This window comes from Luteimonas sp. 3794 (assembly GCF_031456825.1).
In the GTDB taxonomy this organism is placed as follows: Bacteria; Pseudomonadota; Gammaproteobacteria; order Xanthomonadales; family Xanthomonadaceae; genus Luteimonas.
On record NZ_JAVDVJ010000001.1, the window covers coordinates 265,719 to 281,395 of the forward strand.

22 protein-coding genes and 2 pseudogenes are annotated in these 15,677 nt (G+C 63.1%); 4 read left to right on the forward strand and 20 right to left on the reverse strand.

Annotation, left to right across the window (positions count from 1 at the left end; translation table 11 throughout):
• Window positions 1-71: 71 nt before the first annotated feature.
• From J2X52_RS01185 to J2X52_RS01210, 6 genes are all read right to left on the reverse strand, one after another.
• Complete coding sequence (locus J2X52_RS01185; RefSeq protein WP_310147588.1) at window positions 72-662, reverse strand: cytochrome b; 591 nt, start codon at window positions 660-662, stop codon at window positions 72-74.
• Window positions 659-1,741 carry a catalase family peroxidase gene (locus J2X52_RS01190; protein WP_310147591.1) on the reverse strand — a complete coding sequence of 361 codons (1,083 nt, stop codon included), beginning with the start codon at window positions 1,739-1,741 and terminating at the stop codon, window positions 659-661. Before J2X52_RS01190 ends, J2X52_RS01185 begins: the two co-directional genes overlap by 4 nt.
• A gap of 147 nt (window positions 1,742-1,888) precedes the next feature.
• Window positions 1,889-2,371: a hypothetical protein gene (locus J2X52_RS01195; protein WP_310147592.1), complete on the reverse strand. Its 483-nt coding sequence runs from the start codon at window positions 2,369-2,371 to the stop codon at window positions 1,889-1,891.
• A gap of 84 nt (window positions 2,372-2,455) precedes the next feature.
• Window positions 2,456-2,860 (reverse strand): hypothetical protein, encoded by a 405-nt coding sequence (locus J2X52_RS01200; protein WP_310147593.1) that lies wholly within the window; start codon window positions 2,858-2,860, stop codon window positions 2,456-2,458.
• A 70-nt stretch (window positions 2,861-2,930) separates the two neighbouring features.
• Window positions 2,931-3,332, reverse strand: coding sequence for a GFA family protein (locus J2X52_RS01205; protein ID WP_310147597.1), 402 nt, complete (start codon window positions 3,330-3,332; stop codon window positions 2,931-2,933).
• Window positions 3,329-3,547, reverse strand: a complete 219-nt coding sequence (locus J2X52_RS01210) for a polyprenyl synthetase (RefSeq protein ID WP_310147598.1) — start codon at window positions 3,545-3,547, stop codon at window positions 3,329-3,331. Before J2X52_RS01210 ends, J2X52_RS01205 begins: the two co-directional genes overlap by 4 nt.
• Window positions 3,548-3,747: 200 nt before the next feature.
• Between J2X52_RS01210 and J2X52_RS01215 the strand changes: the two genes are divergently transcribed.
• A complete protein-coding gene (locus J2X52_RS01215) occupies window positions 3,748-4,572 on the forward strand; it encodes a CPBP family glutamic-type intramembrane protease (RefSeq protein WP_310147600.1) in 825 nt (274 codons plus the stop codon).
• A gap of 209 nt (window positions 4,573-4,781) precedes the next feature.
• On the forward strand, window positions 4,782-5,333 hold the full coding sequence (locus tag J2X52_RS01220; protein ID WP_310147602.1) for a TonB family protein: 552 nt from the start codon (window positions 4,782-4,784) through the stop codon (window positions 5,331-5,333).
• A 136-nt stretch (window positions 5,334-5,469) separates the two neighbouring features.
• Here J2X52_RS01220 and J2X52_RS01225 read toward each other — a convergent pair whose 3' ends face one another.
• The 4 genes from J2X52_RS01225 to J2X52_RS01240 form a co-directional block, all read right to left on the reverse strand.
• Entirely contained in the window at window positions 5,470-5,763 is a 294-nt protein-coding gene (locus tag J2X52_RS01225) for a hypothetical protein (protein ID WP_310147603.1), read from the reverse strand.
• Between the two features lie 140 nt (window positions 5,764-5,903).
• The gene (locus J2X52_RS01230) at window positions 5,904-6,311 is read right to left on the reverse strand and encodes a hypothetical protein (RefSeq protein WP_310147605.1); all 408 of its coding nucleotides are present in this window, start codon (window positions 6,309-6,311) and stop codon (window positions 5,904-5,906) included.
• Window positions 6,312-6,592: 281 nt separating this feature from the next.
• Complete coding sequence (locus tag J2X52_RS01235; RefSeq protein WP_310147607.1) at window positions 6,593-7,384, reverse strand: enhanced serine sensitivity protein SseB C-terminal domain-containing protein; 792 nt, start codon at window positions 7,382-7,384, stop codon at window positions 6,593-6,595.
• 318 nt (window positions 7,385-7,702) lie between these two features.
• Window positions 7,703-8,047 carry a helix-turn-helix domain-containing protein gene (locus J2X52_RS01240; RefSeq protein ID WP_310147608.1) on the reverse strand — a complete coding sequence of 115 codons (345 nt, stop codon included), beginning with the start codon at window positions 8,045-8,047 and terminating at the stop codon, window positions 7,703-7,705.
• 91 nt (window positions 8,048-8,138) lie between these two features.
• Between J2X52_RS01240 and J2X52_RS01245 the strand changes: the two genes are divergently transcribed.
• Together J2X52_RS01245 and J2X52_RS01250 are read left to right on the forward strand one after the other, a co-directional pair.
• Window positions 8,139-8,459: a nuclear transport factor 2 family protein gene (locus J2X52_RS01245; protein ID WP_310147609.1), complete on the forward strand. Its 321-nt coding sequence runs from the start codon at window positions 8,139-8,141 to the stop codon at window positions 8,457-8,459.
• 665 nt (window positions 8,460-9,124) lie between these two features.
• On the forward strand, window positions 9,125-9,952 hold the full coding sequence (locus tag J2X52_RS01250) for a hypothetical protein (protein WP_310147610.1): 828 nt from the start codon (window positions 9,125-9,127) through the stop codon (window positions 9,950-9,952).
• 31 nt (window positions 9,953-9,983) lie between these two features.
• On the opposite strand, the gene J2X52_RS01255 is transcribed toward J2X52_RS01250, so the two are convergent.
• The 10 genes and pseudogenes from J2X52_RS01255 to J2X52_RS01300 all read right to left on the reverse strand — a co-directional run bounded on the left by J2X52_RS01255 (window position 9,984) and on the right by J2X52_RS01300 (window position 15,659).
• Window positions 9,984-10,271 (reverse strand): hypothetical protein, encoded by a 288-nt coding sequence (locus J2X52_RS01255; RefSeq protein ID WP_310147612.1) that lies wholly within the window; start codon window positions 10,269-10,271, stop codon window positions 9,984-9,986.
• A gap of 251 nt (window positions 10,272-10,522) precedes the next feature.
• The gene (locus J2X52_RS01260; protein WP_310147613.1) at window positions 10,523-10,951 is read right to left on the reverse strand and encodes a VOC family protein; all 429 of its coding nucleotides are present in this window, start codon (window positions 10,949-10,951) and stop codon (window positions 10,523-10,525) included.
• 500 nt (window positions 10,952-11,451) lie between these two features.
• Window positions 11,452-11,757, reverse strand: a complete 306-nt coding sequence (locus J2X52_RS01265; protein WP_310147615.1) for a carboxymuconolactone decarboxylase family protein — start codon at window positions 11,755-11,757, stop codon at window positions 11,452-11,454.
• A 415-nt stretch (window positions 11,758-12,172) separates the two neighbouring features.
• Window positions 12,173-12,760: an ankyrin repeat domain-containing protein gene (locus J2X52_RS01270; RefSeq protein WP_310147617.1), complete on the reverse strand. Its 588-nt coding sequence runs from the start codon at window positions 12,758-12,760 to the stop codon at window positions 12,173-12,175.
• Between the two features lie 73 nt (window positions 12,761-12,833).
• Window positions 12,834-13,046 (reverse strand): annotated as a pseudogene (locus J2X52_RS01275) (integrase core domain-containing protein); the annotation flags it as partial.
• Window positions 13,047-13,064: 18 nt separating this feature from the next.
• Window positions 13,065-13,316: pseudogene (locus tag J2X52_RS01280) on the reverse strand (hypothetical protein); the annotation flags it as partial.
• Window positions 13,317-13,441: 125 nt separating this feature from the next.
• Window positions 13,442-13,903, reverse strand: coding sequence for an isoprenylcysteine carboxylmethyltransferase family protein (locus tag J2X52_RS01285; protein WP_310147619.1), 462 nt, complete (start codon window positions 13,901-13,903; stop codon window positions 13,442-13,444).
• 11 nt (window positions 13,904-13,914) lie between these two features.
• A complete protein-coding gene (locus tag J2X52_RS01290; RefSeq protein ID WP_310147621.1) occupies window positions 13,915-14,292 on the reverse strand; it encodes a VOC family protein in 378 nt (125 codons plus the stop codon).
• A gap of 57 nt (window positions 14,293-14,349) precedes the next feature.
• Window positions 14,350-15,129 (reverse strand): trypsin-like serine protease, encoded by a 780-nt coding sequence (locus J2X52_RS01295; protein WP_310147623.1) that lies wholly within the window; start codon window positions 15,127-15,129, stop codon window positions 14,350-14,352.
• A complete protein-coding gene (locus J2X52_RS01300; RefSeq protein WP_310147625.1) occupies window positions 15,126-15,659 on the reverse strand; it encodes a hypothetical protein in 534 nt (177 codons plus the stop codon). The genes J2X52_RS01295 and J2X52_RS01300 overlap by 4 nt, the downstream gene beginning before the upstream one ends.
• Window positions 15,660-15,677 lie beyond the last annotated feature (18 nt).

The window sequence follows — 15,677 nt, forward strand, 5'->3', positions numbered from 1 at the left end:
CGGTGTCGGGCACGTCACAACGCGCGGCGCGCCTGCATCGATGCGGTGCGCGCGACCGGAGGCGGCCATACTCAAGGCGCGTCGATCTCCACCCGCGTGACAGCGCGATCCTCATCCGGACGCGGTCCCAGCGGCACCGGCGCCATCGTGCGATAGACGCCATCGCGGCGCACCCAGGCGTGATACAGCGCGGCGGCGAGATGCAGCAGGATCACCGCCAGCAACGCGCGCGCCAGCCACGTGTGCGCGGCGCGCAGCAGGCTGTAGAGCGCGGGATCGTGCGGGGCGATCGCCGGCAGATGCACATCGCCCCACAGCACCACCGGGTTGCCCGCCGCCGACACCATCGCCCAGCCGATCAACGGCATCGCGAACATCAGCGCATACAGCGCGATATGCGACGCGTGCGCGGCGACGCGTTGCCAGCGCGGGAGGTCGCGCGGCAGGTCCGGCACGCGACGCCGCAGGCGATGAATCAACCGCACGATCACCAGCACCAGCAGCGCGATGCCGATCGGCCGGTGCAGCATCAACAGCGACGGGCGCAGCGTCATCGACGACACCATCGCCACGCCGACGAACAGCATCGCCAGGATCAGCACCGCCATGCTCCAGTGCAGCACGCGGGCGAATGCATCGTGACGGTCGGTCGGGATGTTCATCGGGCGGCCTCCGCGGGCGGCGTGCCATCGACATCGGCGCCGCGTGCCACCTCGCGTTCGCGGCGATCGAAGGACTGCGCGTACACCGCCGCGCGCGCGGCGAGAATCGGATCGTCCGACAGCGCGACGCCGCCCGGCACGATGGTCGGATCGAAATTGAGATCGCGGCACGGGCCGCTGGCCTGGTCCTGCGCTTGCGTCAGCACCACCGTGCCGACGACCACCTGCTCGCGATCCTCGGGCCAGGGCGTGCTCGGATCGCTGGCGTCGTCACCCGGGCCTGCGAGCGTCGCGACCATGTCCCAGCGCAGCGGCCCCGCCGCGAGCCGCGCGCGCAGTTCGTCCTGCAGATAATTGCCTTCCGCCGCCTCGCGCTGCGCGGCAGTCATCTCGACGAACGGCGCCTGCGGACGCATCGACCAGCGCACCAGCTGCTCGCCGCGATCACCGGTGAAGCGGTAGGCATGGATGCCGTTGTACTGCGTGTTGGCGAAGCTGTCGGACCACGGCGCCGACTTCGCCCATGCGGCAAATCGCTGCGCTTCGGGGTGCTGCGCGGCGAACGCGGCCATGCGCTCGGGATCGGGCTTGCCGGTCGCCGGATCCGGCGCCGATGCGCGCGTCTGCTCGAAAAAGGTCTCGATCGACGCCGCACCGAAGAACGGAAAACTGTTCATCGCCATGCGCCATTCGCTGCCGTCGGCGCCGTTGAGCACCAGCGCCATGCTGCGCACGCGCGCCTGCGCATCCAGGCCGTAGGGCGAGCCGCCGCCGATCGACATCCGGCCGAGCACCGGCGTGCCGGTGTCGGCGAACACACGGGCCCGGCTCAGGGCTGCTCCCTCCGGCGTGCCGTCGAAATGGCCGACGACGCAGATGCCCTTGGCGTGCGCGCGGCGGAACCCCGGATACGGCGTTGTCGACGTCGCCTCGATGGCGTCGGTCATGCGCGCAGCCGTGAGTCGATCCGGCGTGAGCCAGCCTGCGGTCCAGGCGAAGGCGCCGCCCACGGCGGCCACGATCGCCGCGATCGCGACATAGGCCCCGGTGCGGCGGCGGGGTGCGGGTGTGTGCGACATGGATGCGACTCGTGGCGGGCCGCGGCGAGCGTACGCCCGATATGCAACCGAGTGGGTGAACAGGAATCGGCGTTTCAGGCGCGGGCCAATTCGCCTGTGCCGGCGCGGTGCACACGTCAGACCCGCGATACGAACTGGCGCTGGGCGTCAGGGGCCGACGTTCGAGCCGACGTGGCGCAGCGCCGGGTGCAGCAGGCCGGCGGCAACGATCACGATGACAAGCAACCGTATCGCGATCGGGCGTGCGAGCACACGCGCCGCAGCGGATTCGTTGTGTGCGAAAAGTCCTGCGATCCAGCGCGCACCGGATCCGACCCAGGTCCATATCAACAACGCGGTCCAACATGCCACCACGATCCCGACGCCGATCGTCTTTTGCGGCTGCGGCCACTGCAGCAGGTCCGGCCCACCGGCATCCACAGACAGTTGCAGTAGCCAGAGCGACGTGCAGGGCAACAACACCGCGATCGCAAAGCCACTTACGGACGCGAACCTGCGATCCGCGGATAAGCGACCCGCCGCTACCGATGATGACAGCGCGCGATACACCAGGACGGCGCCCAGACCGCCGGTCCACAGACCGCAGAGGAGCCAAAAGTGCTGAAAGACGAATGAAGTCTGCAGGTTCAAAGCGTGAGTCCCTTCATTGCAGCGAGAGCAGATGCGGACGCCAGCCCAACGGCAAGCGCCGCATGTGTCGAGGAGTCCAGATTGTCAAGGCTGGTAACAGGCGCCCGACGGATCGACCTCGATCTGGATCAGTTCGCTGCCGCCGCCGCCCCAGACGTTGCCGCCGGTGAAGATCAGGCAGCCCTCTTCGCGGAACAGCGCCTGCAGGCGCGTCGCATCGTTGCCGAAGTAGAACGGAATCCAGCGCTTGCCCGACTCGTAGGTGTGGAAACGGTCCGGCGCGCGGTCCAGCAGTTCCTGCACGTCCTGCATGCTCATGCCGATCTCGAGCTGCGCGAACTTGCTGCCCTCGGCCGGTGTGCCGACGATCTCACCAGTGAACGTGCCGTCCTTCGACTGCACCTCGCGCGTCTGCCCTTCATTCGCGGCGACCGCTCCCGAAGCTGCCACGGCCAGCGCCAGCGCGGCGCCGATTCCCCAATTGCGCATTGCAATCCCCTTGCGTGCTGCGTCGCCGGAATGGCGACGGCGCGGGAATGCTAGCAGGCGTGCCCGCGCGTCACGCCTCCACCAGGCTTTGTGCAGCGCCGTTGCTGCGACCGACCTCACCGATCGCGGTGATGTCGACACCCTCGATGCACGCGAGGTTGAATCCATACTCGTCCGGCGCGCTGCGACGCTGGTGGTGGGTGTAGATGCCGCAGACGCTGCAGAACCAGTGCTTGGCGATCTTCGTATTCCACTGGTAGAGGCTGAGCACGTCCGCGCCGCGCGTCACACGCAGACGGTCCAGCGTCACGCCGGCCATCACCGCGCCCTTGCGGCTGCAGAGCGAGCAGTTGCAGCGGCGGATGTTCTCGAAGCCGTCGATCAAGTCGACTTCAAATTCGACGGCCTTGCAGTGGCAGGTGCCGGTGACGGTGTGCGTCGCGGGGCGGTCGTCTTTCCGGGGGTCGCTCACTTCTTCAGACCTGCCACGACTTCCGACACGTTGAGGCCCAGCTCCAGCTGCAGGCGCACGTACTCACGTTCCTTGCGCGACAGACTGCGGCCCATTTCGATACGCACGTCTTCGGCCTGCATGATGCGGATGATCCGCGGCATGGCCGAACCGATGGCATCGGGGCCGTAGCCGGCTTCGCGCAGCGCCGCGATGAGAAGGGCTTCAAGTTCCATGACACATCCGGTTCGATTTCGAGGGATGCATTGTGCGCCAGCCGGCTGCCATCGATGCTGCTGCCTGTATCTGTCGGAACCGTGGCGATGGCGTGCAATGCCCGCGTCCCCATCCCCGGGCGCCGTGACTTGCGGCATGCGTGTAACCCGCCCCGTCACGCGAACATGGTGCCGATCCCGCTCCGCTTTTCTGGACGCACATGTCCCATCGCATCGGCAGCACACGCCGCATGGTTCGCGGCTATCCCGTCCGTCGCTGGGTCGCGTTGCCGATCATCGCGGTCTTCCTGTGGCTGGATCAATTCCATCTCGATCTATTCCGCGCCGTAGCCGGCGACTGGACCGGCGCAGCGCGCACAGCGGCCTTGGCGCTGCTGGGCTATCTCCCGCACTGGCTGGTCGCACTGGGCATGGCCGCGGTGCTGACGCGGCCGCGCGACGCGCTCGCGGCGCTCGGCCTCGACGGCCGCCCCATGCGCGCCTTGCTGCTCGGCCTGCTGCTGACTGCGCCGATGGTGGCGGTGCTCGCATTCAAGGCACCGCTGACGCTCACCGCCGACACGCCGCATGCGCTCGCGCGCCACGCACTGTTGCCCGGCTTCGGCGAGGAGCTGCTGTATCGCGGCCTGCTGTTCGGCCTGCTGTTCCGACTCGCGGGCTGGGGATTCCTGCCGGCAGCGCTGATGGCCGCACTGCTGTTCGGCGGCGCGCACCTGACGCAGGGCGGCCAGGCGGTCGAGGCGGCCGGCATCTTCGCCATCACCGCGCTGGGCGCCGTGTGGTTCGCATGGCTGTATGTCGAATGGGATTTCGACCTGTGGGTGCCAGTGGCCTTTCATGTGCTGATCAACGCATGGTGGGTGGTGTTCCCGGTGGCCGACAACGCGCTCGGGCCGCTGTGGGCGGTCGGTTTGCGGCTGGTGATCATCGCGCTGTCGATCGGCGTGACGCTGGCATTCGCAAAACGGCGCGGCGGTCGGCGGGTGCGTGGACGCGGCTGGATCGGGGTCTGGCGTCGCGAGTGAGCGCGCAGGGATCGGCGCGTCGCGCGTCGGCGCGCATCCGGGGTGGAGGGCGCCATCCCGTATCCTGAAACGTCATCCACACCGGTGACCGTTGCCGCATGTTTGTTTCCCGTCTCCTCGCCCGTCGCCATCGCTTTCGTGCATGGCTCGTACTCGCGCTCGCCATCAGCGGCGGCGCCCAGGCCGAATCACGCAGCGGCTGCGCACTGGTGGACTGGCGCGTCGAAGACGCGCGCATGCAGACGCTCGAGGCATCGCAGACCGAATCCGGCTGCCGCATCGAGGGCATCGCGCCTACGGCCGACATCGCAGCTCTGCAACAACGCGCGCTGGCTTTGATCGCCGAGGCGAACTGCGCAGCCCGCGCCACGCCGGGCGAGGTGGGCGCTGTCGGAAGCGGCGCAGACGCCGGGCATGGCTTCACGTTGACGCTCGCCGCGCCGCCCGGTGGCGGCGTGTGCCTGCAATCGCCCGGCGCAACACCGCCCTCGCCGCAGACAGGCCTCGACATGATGTCGCGCCATGAGCACCCGGCGGTCCACCCGGGCACGGCGGGGCGGGGCGGCGTCGCGATGGTCGTCGTGCTCGTCGATCCGGATCAAAGCCCGGTGGTCAGCCTGATCTCCCGCAGCAGCGGCCACCCGGCCCTGGATACGGCAGCCCTCGAGGCCAGCCAGCGTTGGACGTACACACGCATGGACACGCCGCGCGAGCCAGGCATCGGTTTGGTACTGGTGCCGGTTCCATTCGAAGTGGAGTAGCGACGGCGTAAGCGCGACCGGCTCGGCCCGCGGCCTGTGACGCCAGACAGCGACAAACCCTTCGAGCAACGCGCCTCCGAAATCGCGCGCGATCGGAGTGCGCCGTAGAAGCACGGACTCCCGCGCCACGCCCGCATCAGGCCGCGTCACGCGATCGCCTGCGCACCAGGCGTACCGCCATCACACAGAGCAACACCGCCGCCACGACAGTGAAGGGAAGTGCGAGGAATGCCCAGATGATCCCGCCTGATGTGACGTTGGTGCCGTCCGGCGTGATGCAGCTGGAGTTGGTCAGCGCATCGAGACAGTCCGCGTACCTGCGATAGCGCGCCTCGTAGGCCCACCAGAAGAACGTCGCGAGCGCCGCAACGGGAACGAACAGGAGGGTCGGCTTCAGCAAGCCTAGGCGTGAGTCTGCTTTGCGCGTCATCGGGTACCTGGATCAAAACATGCGCAATGGAAGGGGGGCTGTGTCAAGAACGTGGATGTCTGCTGGCAGAGCGCAGGTGCGTTGCCATCAACCACGCCGTTGCCAAGCCCGGCAGATGCGTCGACGGCATCCACGTGCGGTCAGGGACTGGAACGGGCGGCGCTGGCCGTTCTGCGGAGAAAGAGAAATCCGCATACCAGCCCCGCGGCAAAGCCGGCCACAGGAAACAGCACGCCAATCCAGCCGAACTTCGCGATACCGCTGGCCGCCAGGCCAACATAGTAGATGGCAGAACACGCCGCGCCGACGAGTCCCGCCAGCAGGTACGACCGGGATCCACGCGGTCGCGGACACATCATCGCGACAATGGCGCCGGTACCTGCCGCGGGCACAGCTCCCATGACATAGGCAGCTGGCAGCAACTGCATCAGATCAACGAGCGACCACGCGTTCGCGTGCGCCATCGCAGGCAAGGTGATGGCCAGAAGCCCGATGACTGGACCGAGTACACCGAACAGGGCGGCGGCCTTGACCATCCTGGTGTTCATTGCGGCTCGCTGGCGAAGGGCTGTGGGCCGCTGGAATGAAGCGGCGTGCCAGGCACGGTCACTTGCACGGAAGAACGCGCGCGCTTCACTACGGCGCTCGAGTACGCATCAGCACACATTCTTGCCACCGCGTGTCTCGATGCGCTGTGCGATGAAATGCTGCATGTTCTGCGACATGCAGGCAAGCGGCAGCGTGATGAACTGCGCCCTGGAGAACAAGACGCGCCAGACGCCGGGAAGCGCCACAGCGCCAACAGCTTGGGATCCGTGTGAACCGCCTGTCATGCCCCGGCTGATGACAGCATGGCGCGAAGCGTCGCGCCCCAGCTGCGCTTGTAGAACGGCTTGACCAAACCTGTGAAGTGATCGCTGAGTCCTCCGTCGCCACGCTGGACCCGGACGAAATCAACGGGTTCTCCACGCGGCGCCGTATCGGCTGCAACCGATCCCGCCTGGCGCATGACGGCGTCCATGTCGCCGTCACCCTCAAGGCCAACGATCCATGTCGGCGCCTGCGTTGACTCGGCTTCATGCATCACGCAGAGGTAGGCCGCCTTGATGCCTGCGTGTTTTTTTAGAAACGCAGTCAACGCAGCGACCATGTCAGAGGGAACCGTTTCAGGCTGTGCCAGCAGAACCCGGGTGGCTTTCTGGACAACACGTTCTGCTGCCACATGATTCAGGCCTGTGGCCAGCAGTGCATCGATCTCATTCGGAAGAAATTCCTTCCCGTAGTCGGATTCCGGGTTGAGCACCACCGTGGCGCCTCGCGTGATGTCAAGAAAGCTCCGTGCCGACATGGAGACAAAGCGGGTTTCCTCGTGCAACACGCGCTGCAACGCATCGAGGCTGGAGAAGAACGGAATGAAGGGGGTGCCGTCTTCCTTCTCCAGATTGACGATGGATACCTGAGAGCCGGCCGGAATCGTCGCCAGCCCGTCCCCGGGCGTGTCGGTATGGCCAATCACGTAGACATCGGACTCCAATAACGCCTTGTAGAACTCAGGCCGCTCAGCCGGCTCGTCGGCTGCGCGAGCCAATGCGATTTCCAAAGGGTTCAACGGGGTTTGCATGCAGCCTCCATCGGGCATATGACCTGGATCAATCCGACCCACGACGCGGGTGTGGCTTCCTTCAAGAACGTGGCCAACGGCCGATCACGTCGCGTTCGTACCAGGCAGAATCGCGCGAACACGTTCGTACGCAGTTTAAACCGCAGCTTCCGGCTTTTAACGCGCGCTGCAGTACGTGGAATTCGTCGTTTGATATGACTGATATGACGAGGTCATTGGATCTCAGTCATAACCTGCCCATCGTGACGTCGAGAATCCAGCATCGCGGTGTCGTCGCAGCGATGCGCATCGGCAAACAGACGCGCAATCCAGGCGCCATCAATCCGCAACCGCTGCATCCACGTCCCGCGCCGCATCCCAGCGTAACAAGGCATCGAGCGCCGGGCACAGCGCCTGGCCCCAGTCGGTGAGCCGGTATTCCACTTTCGGCGGCACTTCCGGATAGACCTGCCGCGCGACGATGCCGTCGTGTTCGAGCTGGCGCAGCTGCTGGGCCAGCATCTTGGGCGAGATGCCGGGCATCAGCCGTTCGAGGTCGGAATAGCGCTGTACCTGGCCGCCGAAGAGGTGAAACAGGATCAGCAGCTTCCAGCGCCCGCCCAGACGCTTGAACACCGTTTCGACATCGGCCGCCGCGGTCGCGGGTGTGTAGGCCTTACCCATGGGGAAGTGACTTCCTTTTGCGTGCGTTCTTGCGGGCGCGCGGCCCGGCACCGACATTTCGCGGATCTCCATTCCATCGAGGCAGAGACCCATGCAACTCCCCAACACCATCGCGTCTTTCTTCGCCATCGGCAACGGCGCCGACCTGGTCGGCCTGCGCGACTGCTTCACCGCGGATGCCGTCGTGCACGACGAGCGCCAGACCCATACCGGCATCGCCGCCATCGAGGCCTGGCTCGCCGCCGCACGCGCGGCGTCCGAATGGCAGGCCGAACCGTTCGAGATCGCTGGCGATGCCGGACATCCCGTCGTGCAGGTGCATCTCACCGGCAGCTTCCCGGGCAGCCCGGTGACGCTGGCGTATCGCTTCGCGATGGTCGATGGCCGCATCGCCGAGCTTGAGATCCGCTGACGGCGTTGGATCTCGGCCTCGCCTGCAAGCGCGTGCGCGTCATCGGTGGCGGGCGGCCAGCGCGCCGACGGCATGACGTGGCTGCGGATCAGATGGTGCTTCCACTCCCAAGGCGCATACGCGAGCTGCACCGCGCGGCGTCATAGGCCGACTGACCGCGCGATGCGCGAGCGGCACGCGCGAGCGTTTCGGCATGATCCTCAGTGACGCGGCGCTTGCGGCGCCTGCTCTGCGATCACGCTGTCGATCCAGTCGGCGTAATGACTCAAACGCACGTTGCACGCGGTTTGCCCGTAGCGTCCCGGTCGGGCTGTCCTGACATCCCCGGACACGACTTTCCACGCGCCTAGTCCGGCCACCACCCAACGGTCATCCACTTCGATGACACGATCCGGCGTCGATGCAGGCGAAACCGTTGGCCCGTTCTGTCGAGGTCTTCCGCGTGCGCGTCTTGCGTCCATCCACCGCACATCGAGCGGTCGAATGTCGCGACGGGCCTCTATCTGCCCTCAAGGGAACCCTGTCCCGGCTTCAGGTACGCTGCGCGCCCCTGTACGGCCATCGGTGCCGTGCGACCGGTGCCGGAAGAAACTGAAATGTCAGCCATGCGATCCGTCGCGGCACATCCGTGCCAACCCCGCCTGTGGCGGCTTCCCGCTGCGGGGATGCTGCTCGCGCTGCTGTCTGGCTGCAGTTCCGTCCTCGAGTTTCCGCAGAACGTGCCCAGGCTCAACGACGGCTTCGGCAGTCCGCAGCTCGATCACCAGGAACGCACGGTGGACGCGGACACCTACAGGGCAATGCCGCGCTTTGGCGACATCGTGCTGACCCTGCCGCCGGGTGCGACGATGGGCGCCCAGCGTTATGGCGGTCCTCCAGTGTCGCTGTCCTACGACAAGAATCGCGCCGCCGGCCTCATGGGGACCCGGTGGCGCAAGCTCGGGGTCCGCGGCGTGGCGCCGGATGCAGACGGCGTGCTGCGTTTGCCCGTCCCACATATCGCCGGTTACCACCCCACCTCGCTGCTGGTCTTTGTGCGTACACCCGAAGCCGATGGCGCGCGCGACATGCGTCTCGATTTCCCGCTGACCGAAACCGCGATCATCGACCCCCGCGATCTCGACCGCCACGCTGCGTTCTGGCGAGATCACAGCGGGCAATGCCTGCGCCGCGGCCGCATCCAGCCCATCGAATATGCAGACGACACGACAGCGACGATCGATGGCGAACGCTATCCGTTCCAGTTCGACACCGCGCTGGAGGGCCTGTGCGTATTCCAGGTCGAGCAGCAGAAGGCAATCGTCGCGACCGACACCCCAGGCGAGACATTGCGCTCGCCGGTGCGGATGCGCATCCCGAAGGTGTTCCGGCAACCGGGGTCCAGCAGCGACTGGCAACCGCCCGCCTCCGCGCCACCGGCCAGCGCACGGCAACCGGAGCTCAGCGGCGACTGGCTACCGCGCGCCTCCGTGCCCGCCGCCGACGACAAATAAACCCGGCACCGGCAGCCGCATCGTCGCCGCGTCAGAAAAGCAGCGTGCCGATGACGAAGACGACTGGAATCGACAACAGGCCGTAAAGCACGAGCGTTGCGCGATACCGCGAAGTATTCGTGCGCAGTCGCTTACCCCAGGCCCGCATCGCCAGCGCGACCACCCCCAGCGCCGGGAGAAAGAGCAGTGCCGACAGGTATCCAGAACTCCCTTCGAACGTCGATGCCTTCGCTAGATAAGGGATCAAGCCGGCAATGGCACCGGCGACTGTCAATGCAGCCAGTACTGAAAAACAGCGATACGCGGTGCTTGCTTTCATGGAATCCTTGGACATACGTAGCGCCGCACCATCGCAGTTGATGCCTCGCGCGACGCTTGCACCGAATGAAATGAATCTGACGCCGTCACCAGGCCATTGCCGTGTGAACGATTGAACCGAAAGCGGCCTTCGTGGCGGCCCGAGCGCGCCGCGCTCATCCCAGGGCCGAACACCCGACTGCAACCGATCCACTTCGTGGTCTCAATGCTCGACCGGTGCGCGGTCGCAAGAGAGCGTCCATACACGGATTGCTAGGCGGCAGCACGAGTCCCGAGATGTTGCGCAAAACGAAGCAGGTAGCCATCCGGGTCTTGAACGAGCAACTCGCGCTGTCCTTTCTGTACATGGGCTGCAACCGGGTACCACGTGTCCTGGACCTCTCTAAAGAGGGTCACGCCGGCAGCCACCAACGCAGAACGGACCGCATTGGCGTCCGTGACCTCGATCTGGAAGTTGATGCCTCGGCCAAGCGGGCGATCAAGCGGGGTGACATTCCATCCCCGCGCGTGCTGTTGTTCCAACATCAGCTGAGCGTGCCCGAGTTCAAGGTAGGCGAATGGCGGGTCGTCGCGCTGAAATCGAACAGAAAAGCCGACAGCTGTGTAGAAGCGAAGGGAGACTTCAATTCGCTCGACCGTGAACTCGGGGACGAGAGCATTCCAGTGAGGTTCTTCAAGCATGCGAGGTCCAACGCAGAGCGAACGGGTAGCAAGCAGTCACACCGTACCGCAGGGGGTCTGACTAACAAGGTGGCACCACCGCATGACACGGCTGATCCCGTGCGTTGCGAATCCGAGGAACGAGAGAGGCCTTACGGATGCGGTGTTTGCCTCGCCGGATCCGCAGCGACGATTCGACAAGGCCGATTACGGAAATGAAGTCTGGCAACGCTTGAACCACCGAATCACTCTGGCGAGTGGCGCGGCAACAAGATCGAAGCTGAGAACAGCAAACGCCCGAAAATCAAGGCGCGGAAACCATGCTCTCGGGGTTGAAGGAAAGCTCCTTATGGATTTTCTAGGCCCAATCAGCCGGCCTATGCCTCTTAAGTAGCTGGAGTATGGATGGCGGAATCGGGCGACACCCGCAGGCCTTTGCATGAGCCAAATGCCATTCGATGCGCTGCTGAGCGGTGGCGTTCTTTGGCATACGATTTTCCTCATGCCACGTCTTATTGGTCCTACCCATCATAAGCCGCCACGGCAGCAGGGAGCGCGCCGATAACAACTGCGCCAGCGGCCGGCAGGCCAAGAAGAACGGAACTCAGCACCTCCTGCCTTGATGCACCGTGCGACTTTGCTGAGAGCACATGAAACGGAATTCCAGAGGCATTGCCAGTGGCCGCCAGAACCGCGATGTAAGCTAATTCTTCGGTCTTCTTTTCCAGAGCGCTGGCGACATTAAGGGCTTCAGCGGCTTGCGTCCACGCCTTGGCATGTTCCGGGGCCTCCTGCAGGAATAAGGCAAACGATTCTGAAACGCTCATGGATATTTCCTTCTGGGCTCGACCCTGAATTAAGAAGACCCGCGGAGCGGGTGGGACTTCGTTCGAAAAATTGGACACCTGCTGGTTAGGCACATGCGTCTTCGTAGTCGGCGGGTGCGGGTAGTTGAGCGCCGAGTGTAGGCGCTGGTGATTGTAGAAATCCACGTAGCTGCGGATGGCGGCTTGCGAGCCGTGATCAGTGCTGAAGTTCCGTCGGCGTGGCAGCGGGGGGGGGACTTCAACGGCCTGCTCCGCCAGTACTTTCCAAAGCGAAGCAGCCTGGCTCGTCTCCAATAGAAGGCCTGCGACCGTGTCGCGCACAAACTCGAATCACGGCGGGGAAAACGATATGGATTCAAATTACCGATCGAACGAAGGTGAGAACTACTCGGCGCGGTGCACTTCGCGTGTTAATTCACCTTGCATTGCCGCTACGGGCGTCATAGCGCTTTAGCAGCTCAACCTTATCCTCTTCCTCAAGGGACGTGGCAATATCTAGCGGGGTAAGCCCGGATTTGTCCACTGCGTTGACATCAGCACCGAGCTGCAGCAGCTTGCCCATGACGTCAATTAGCTCGGGGTGCTCCGTTGCGGCGTGTAATGGAGTGCTGCCTCTAGAGTCTCGTGCCTCGAGGTTGGCCCCATTTGCTGCAAGTATCTCGACCATCTCCGCGTAAGCCGCCAGATGAAGCGGTGTGGTGCCGTTGTCGTTGCTTGCGTTGATGTTGGCCCCTCTGGCGATAAGTAGGCGAGCCATGTCAAAGTAGTGCTCTCCGACAACTCCATGTAGGGGCGTAAAGCCGTACTTGTCAGCTGCATTGATTAAAGATGGATCTTGATTGAGTAGCTCTTCTACTCGCGAGAACTGTCCGAAAACGGCAGCATCATAAATTTCTGCCTCGTCCATGCTGTGCTTTTCTCCAGCGGTTTGAGTGACAGGATTCGCGTATGCGATGGTGCTTATGAGCAGTGATGTAACAACACTTGCGATGAACTTAACCATGCAGCCCAACGCTTGAGTTAAGCCGCGCCGCGAAGCGGCGGGGACTTCCTTCGAAAAAGTGGACACCTGCTGGTTAGACGCATGCGCGTTCGTAGTCGGCGGGTGTGCGGTAGTCGAGCGCCGAGTGTAGGCGCTGGTGATTGTAGAAATCCACGTAGCTGCGGATGGCGGCTTGCAGGCCGTGATCACTGCTGAAGTTCTGTCGGTGGTAGAGATCTGACTTCATCGTCTTGCTCCGGGATTCCATGTGCGCGTTGTCGATCATGCGGCGCGGTCGATTGGCCGATTGCGCGAGACCGGCGCGCTACAGCCGCCGCTTGAAGTCGGTTGCCATAAGGTGATGCTCGACTTTCAGCCGCTCGTATTTCCACTTCACCTCGCGCAGTGCTTTCAGCTCTGCGGCCATCGTCTTGTCCAGGTCGAAACCCTTGGTCACGATCACTTCCTTGCGGGCCAGGTTGCGCCAACGAGACAGCATGAAGGGATGGATGTAAAGCGAATCTGCGACGTCGCGCGCGTAGACGCCGGCAAGCTTGCTCAGTCGGACCGCTGTTGCCTTGAAATGATCGCCTTAGCGATACGTTGTTCTGGGGCCTGGTGCTGGCATGAGGACACTTCATGCCGCTAGGACAGGGTGTAAACCGAAGAAACCACCGCGTCAGCTTAAATGATTGTAGCGGCTCATAGCCAGCGCGGTACCCGTTTGCAAAAGGCAGCATAATCATCTGGAAAACGAGTCGAAAGATATCGCTCTTCTGGGCGAATCTGAAACCGCGAGACAAAAATAATAAAGACAGGCACAACCAAGATGGCGATCATACTTTGAAGGTAGAGCGACCACCCAAGAAGAATCATGCTATGCCCGAGATACATCGGATTACGTGTATAGCGGTAAACGCCTGACGTGACCAAATGAACGGTCGAATCCGGCTTAAGCGGGTTGACGGTAGTGCCCACTTGGTTGAAGGTAAACTTGGGGTAGATATTAAGACCTAAGCCCGCCAGCGCAAGTGCACCAGCAAAGAGTTCACTGTAAGGCAGATCGAATGTAAAGGCAGGTATATAAAAAGCTGCAGCCGATGCTAGGACGCCCAGAAACAACAGGATAACGGGTGGTGGAATTTTCGCGTCAAGGGTGTGCATGAGTGCATTTGTCACGAGGCAAGGCTGTGCCCGACACGCCACAGGACACCAGTAGGGTCAATGAAAGTGAAGTCCCGAACCCCCCAGGGCCTATCCTCCGGATCGCTGACTTGAACGCTAAACTCTTCAGCTATGCCCTGCGACTGAATGTGCTGGTGCCATTGATCTGCACTTTTAACGAGAAGATGCATTTGGAAGTTTTGAGCATGCTCTTTGACGAAGAACTTCTGTAGCAGGAAACTGGATTGTCCGTGCCGCAACTCGGCAACTTCACCAGTGGACCATGCTGCAATAAAACCGAGCGTTTGATAGAAGCGAAGAGACAGCTCAAAGTTCTGGGCTGGTACGAACGCTTTGACCTCTATTGTCTGTAAGCCGAGTGGGTTCATCTTGAGCCCTAACACATGAGTTAAACCGAGCCGCGAAGCGGCATCGGCTTGGACGAATTACGACCCGGTCCCGCCCATAGTTGCTCTAATCCAAGGTAAGTAGTACGACACCCGGACCTGATGGCTCTGCTGCCCGTAGAACCCCGGAGGCGAGGTGCTGAGTCTGCCCCGTGCCAACCCCACCAGCTCCCAGCGCCCGCTGTTATCCAAGAGCACCGGGCCGCCGCTGTCGCCGTTTCCTAACATGCCCTCAAGGGGGCGAGCGCCGGGGCCTGAGTCGAACGTATAGATAAGCGCTCGCTCTTCGACCGCAGATATGACGTTTTCTGCCCTGCGCAGCTGAGTGCGGTTGGAACCCGCGAGCTGTCCAGATTTGCCGTTGCCTGTGGCGCCTTTACCGAACAGCACAACTGTCGTTCCGATTTCCGCCTGCTCCCCATACAGACCCACCGGGCTGACGCCACTGACCGGCTCCGCCAACTTGATGAGAGCGATGTCATCCAGACCCGCAAGAAAGTCGATAGCGCCCTCGGGGTCACGTTCGGCTAGGCCCTCTGGAAGTTGCTTGTAGCCCGGGTGGACGAAGACCTGCTCAACCTTGAGGCAGCTACCGTTGAGCATGACCTCGGTGATTGGGTGCCATTGCGTCGAATGGGCAGCGGTCAGCACCCATTGCGGTGCAATCAGCACCCCATGGCCCTCATGCGGAAGGTCCACGAGAGCGGGCAGCTCGGTCTCGGCCACCAGATAAGCCGAGTCGGACACGTCGTGCCGCACAACAACCGCGCTCGCCATCGCGGAGGCGAGCAGCAGAGAAACCAGGACGAGGCGCTTCATATGTCTCCAGAGTAAGGCCCAACGCTTGAATTAAGCCGCGCCGCGAAGCGGCATCGGCTTGAACTGTTAGGCCGCAGCCCAAACACCTGCGTCTCTCGATCTGAAAAGGCGCATGCCTCGGCTACCCACCGGTAGCTTTCGTCGTCAAACTGCCGCGTTGGTGCCGCACGGGCCTTCCATGCGCGTTCCAATAGGGAGCTGACTAGGAAAGCATCGTTGATGAGGAGCAAGTCTTGCTCTTCCGGCAACAAGAGGGTCCCAACGGGTTCATCATGCAAAGAACGGTCGCTTTGCGGATACGACTTTTCGCGCAGCAACAAGACCAACTCATTGAAGTTGAAAGTTCCGGGAGCAACGCGGATCAGTTTTGGCATTGCGCCATAAGAAATCGAGGCATTCCCGTCTTGCTGAACGACAAGGCGGCAGCCGCCATGAGGCATGTCAACAATGAGACCCGGCACTGAACTTTCGTGCGCCGCTGCACCATTGCCAACCACAAGACACGCGAGAGCGAATCCTGCGCTGATCATTCGGTTTAAAGTAGCCTG

Coding starts and splice junctions, on each gene's coding strand:
- J2X52_RS01185 (WP_310147588.1), bottom strand. CDS start 662: ATGAACATCCCGACCGACCGTCACGATGCATTCGCCCGCGTGCTGCAC.
- J2X52_RS01190 (WP_310147591.1), bottom strand. CDS start 1,741: ATGTCGCACACACCCGCACCCCGCCGCCGCACCGGGGCCTATGTCGCG.
- J2X52_RS01200 (WP_310147593.1), bottom strand. CDS start 2,860: ATGCGCAATTGGGGAATCGGCGCCGCGCTGGCGCTGGCCGTGGCAGCT.
- J2X52_RS01210 (WP_310147598.1), bottom strand. CDS start 3,547: ATGGAACTTGAAGCCCTTCTCATCGCGGCGCTGCGCGAAGCCGGCTAC.
- J2X52_RS01215 (WP_310147600.1), top strand. CDS start 3,748: ATGTCCCATCGCATCGGCAGCACACGCCGCATGGTTCGCGGCTATCCC.
- J2X52_RS01225 (WP_310147603.1), bottom strand. CDS start 5,763: ATGACGCGCAAAGCAGACTCACGCCTAGGCTTGCTGAAGCCGACCCTC.
- J2X52_RS01230 (WP_310147605.1), bottom strand. CDS start 6,311: ATGAACACCAGGATGGTCAAGGCCGCCGCCCTGTTCGGTGTACTCGGT.
- J2X52_RS01235 (WP_310147607.1), bottom strand. CDS start 7,384: ATGCAAACCCCGTTGAACCCTTTGGAAATCGCATTGGCTCGCGCAGCC.
- J2X52_RS01240 (WP_310147608.1), bottom strand. CDS start 8,047: ATGGGTAAGGCCTACACACCCGCGACCGCGGCGGCCGATGTCGAAACG.
- J2X52_RS01245 (WP_310147609.1), top strand. CDS start 8,139: ATGCAACTCCCCAACACCATCGCGTCTTTCTTCGCCATCGGCAACGGC.
- J2X52_RS01250 (WP_310147610.1), top strand. CDS start 9,125: ATGCTGCTCGCGCTGCTGTCTGGCTGCAGTTCCGTCCTCGAGTTTCCG.
- J2X52_RS01255 (WP_310147612.1), bottom strand. CDS start 10,271: ATGAAAGCAAGCACCGCGTATCGCTGTTTTTCAGTACTGGCTGCATTG.
- J2X52_RS01260 (WP_310147613.1), bottom strand. CDS start 10,951: ATGCTTGAAGAACCTCACTGGAATGCTCTCGTCCCCGAGTTCACGGTC.
- J2X52_RS01265 (WP_310147615.1), bottom strand. CDS start 11,757: ATGAGCGTTTCAGAATCGTTTGCCTTATTCCTGCAGGAGGCCCCGGAA.
- J2X52_RS01270 (WP_310147617.1), bottom strand. CDS start 12,760: ATGGTTAAGTTCATCGCAAGTGTTGTTACATCACTGCTCATAAGCACC.
- J2X52_RS01285 (WP_310147619.1), bottom strand. CDS start 13,903: ATGCACACCCTTGACGCGAAAATTCCACCACCCGTTATCCTGTTGTTT.
- J2X52_RS01290 (WP_310147621.1), bottom strand. CDS start 14,292: ATGAACCCACTCGGCTTACAGACAATAGAGGTCAAAGCGTTCGTACCA.
- J2X52_RS01295 (WP_310147623.1), bottom strand. CDS start 15,129: ATGAAGCGCCTCGTCCTGGTTTCTCTGCTGCTCGCCTCCGCGATGGCG.
- J2X52_RS01300 (WP_310147625.1), bottom strand. CDS start 15,659: ATGATCAGCGCAGGATTCGCTCTCGCGTGTCTTGTGGTTGGCAATGGT.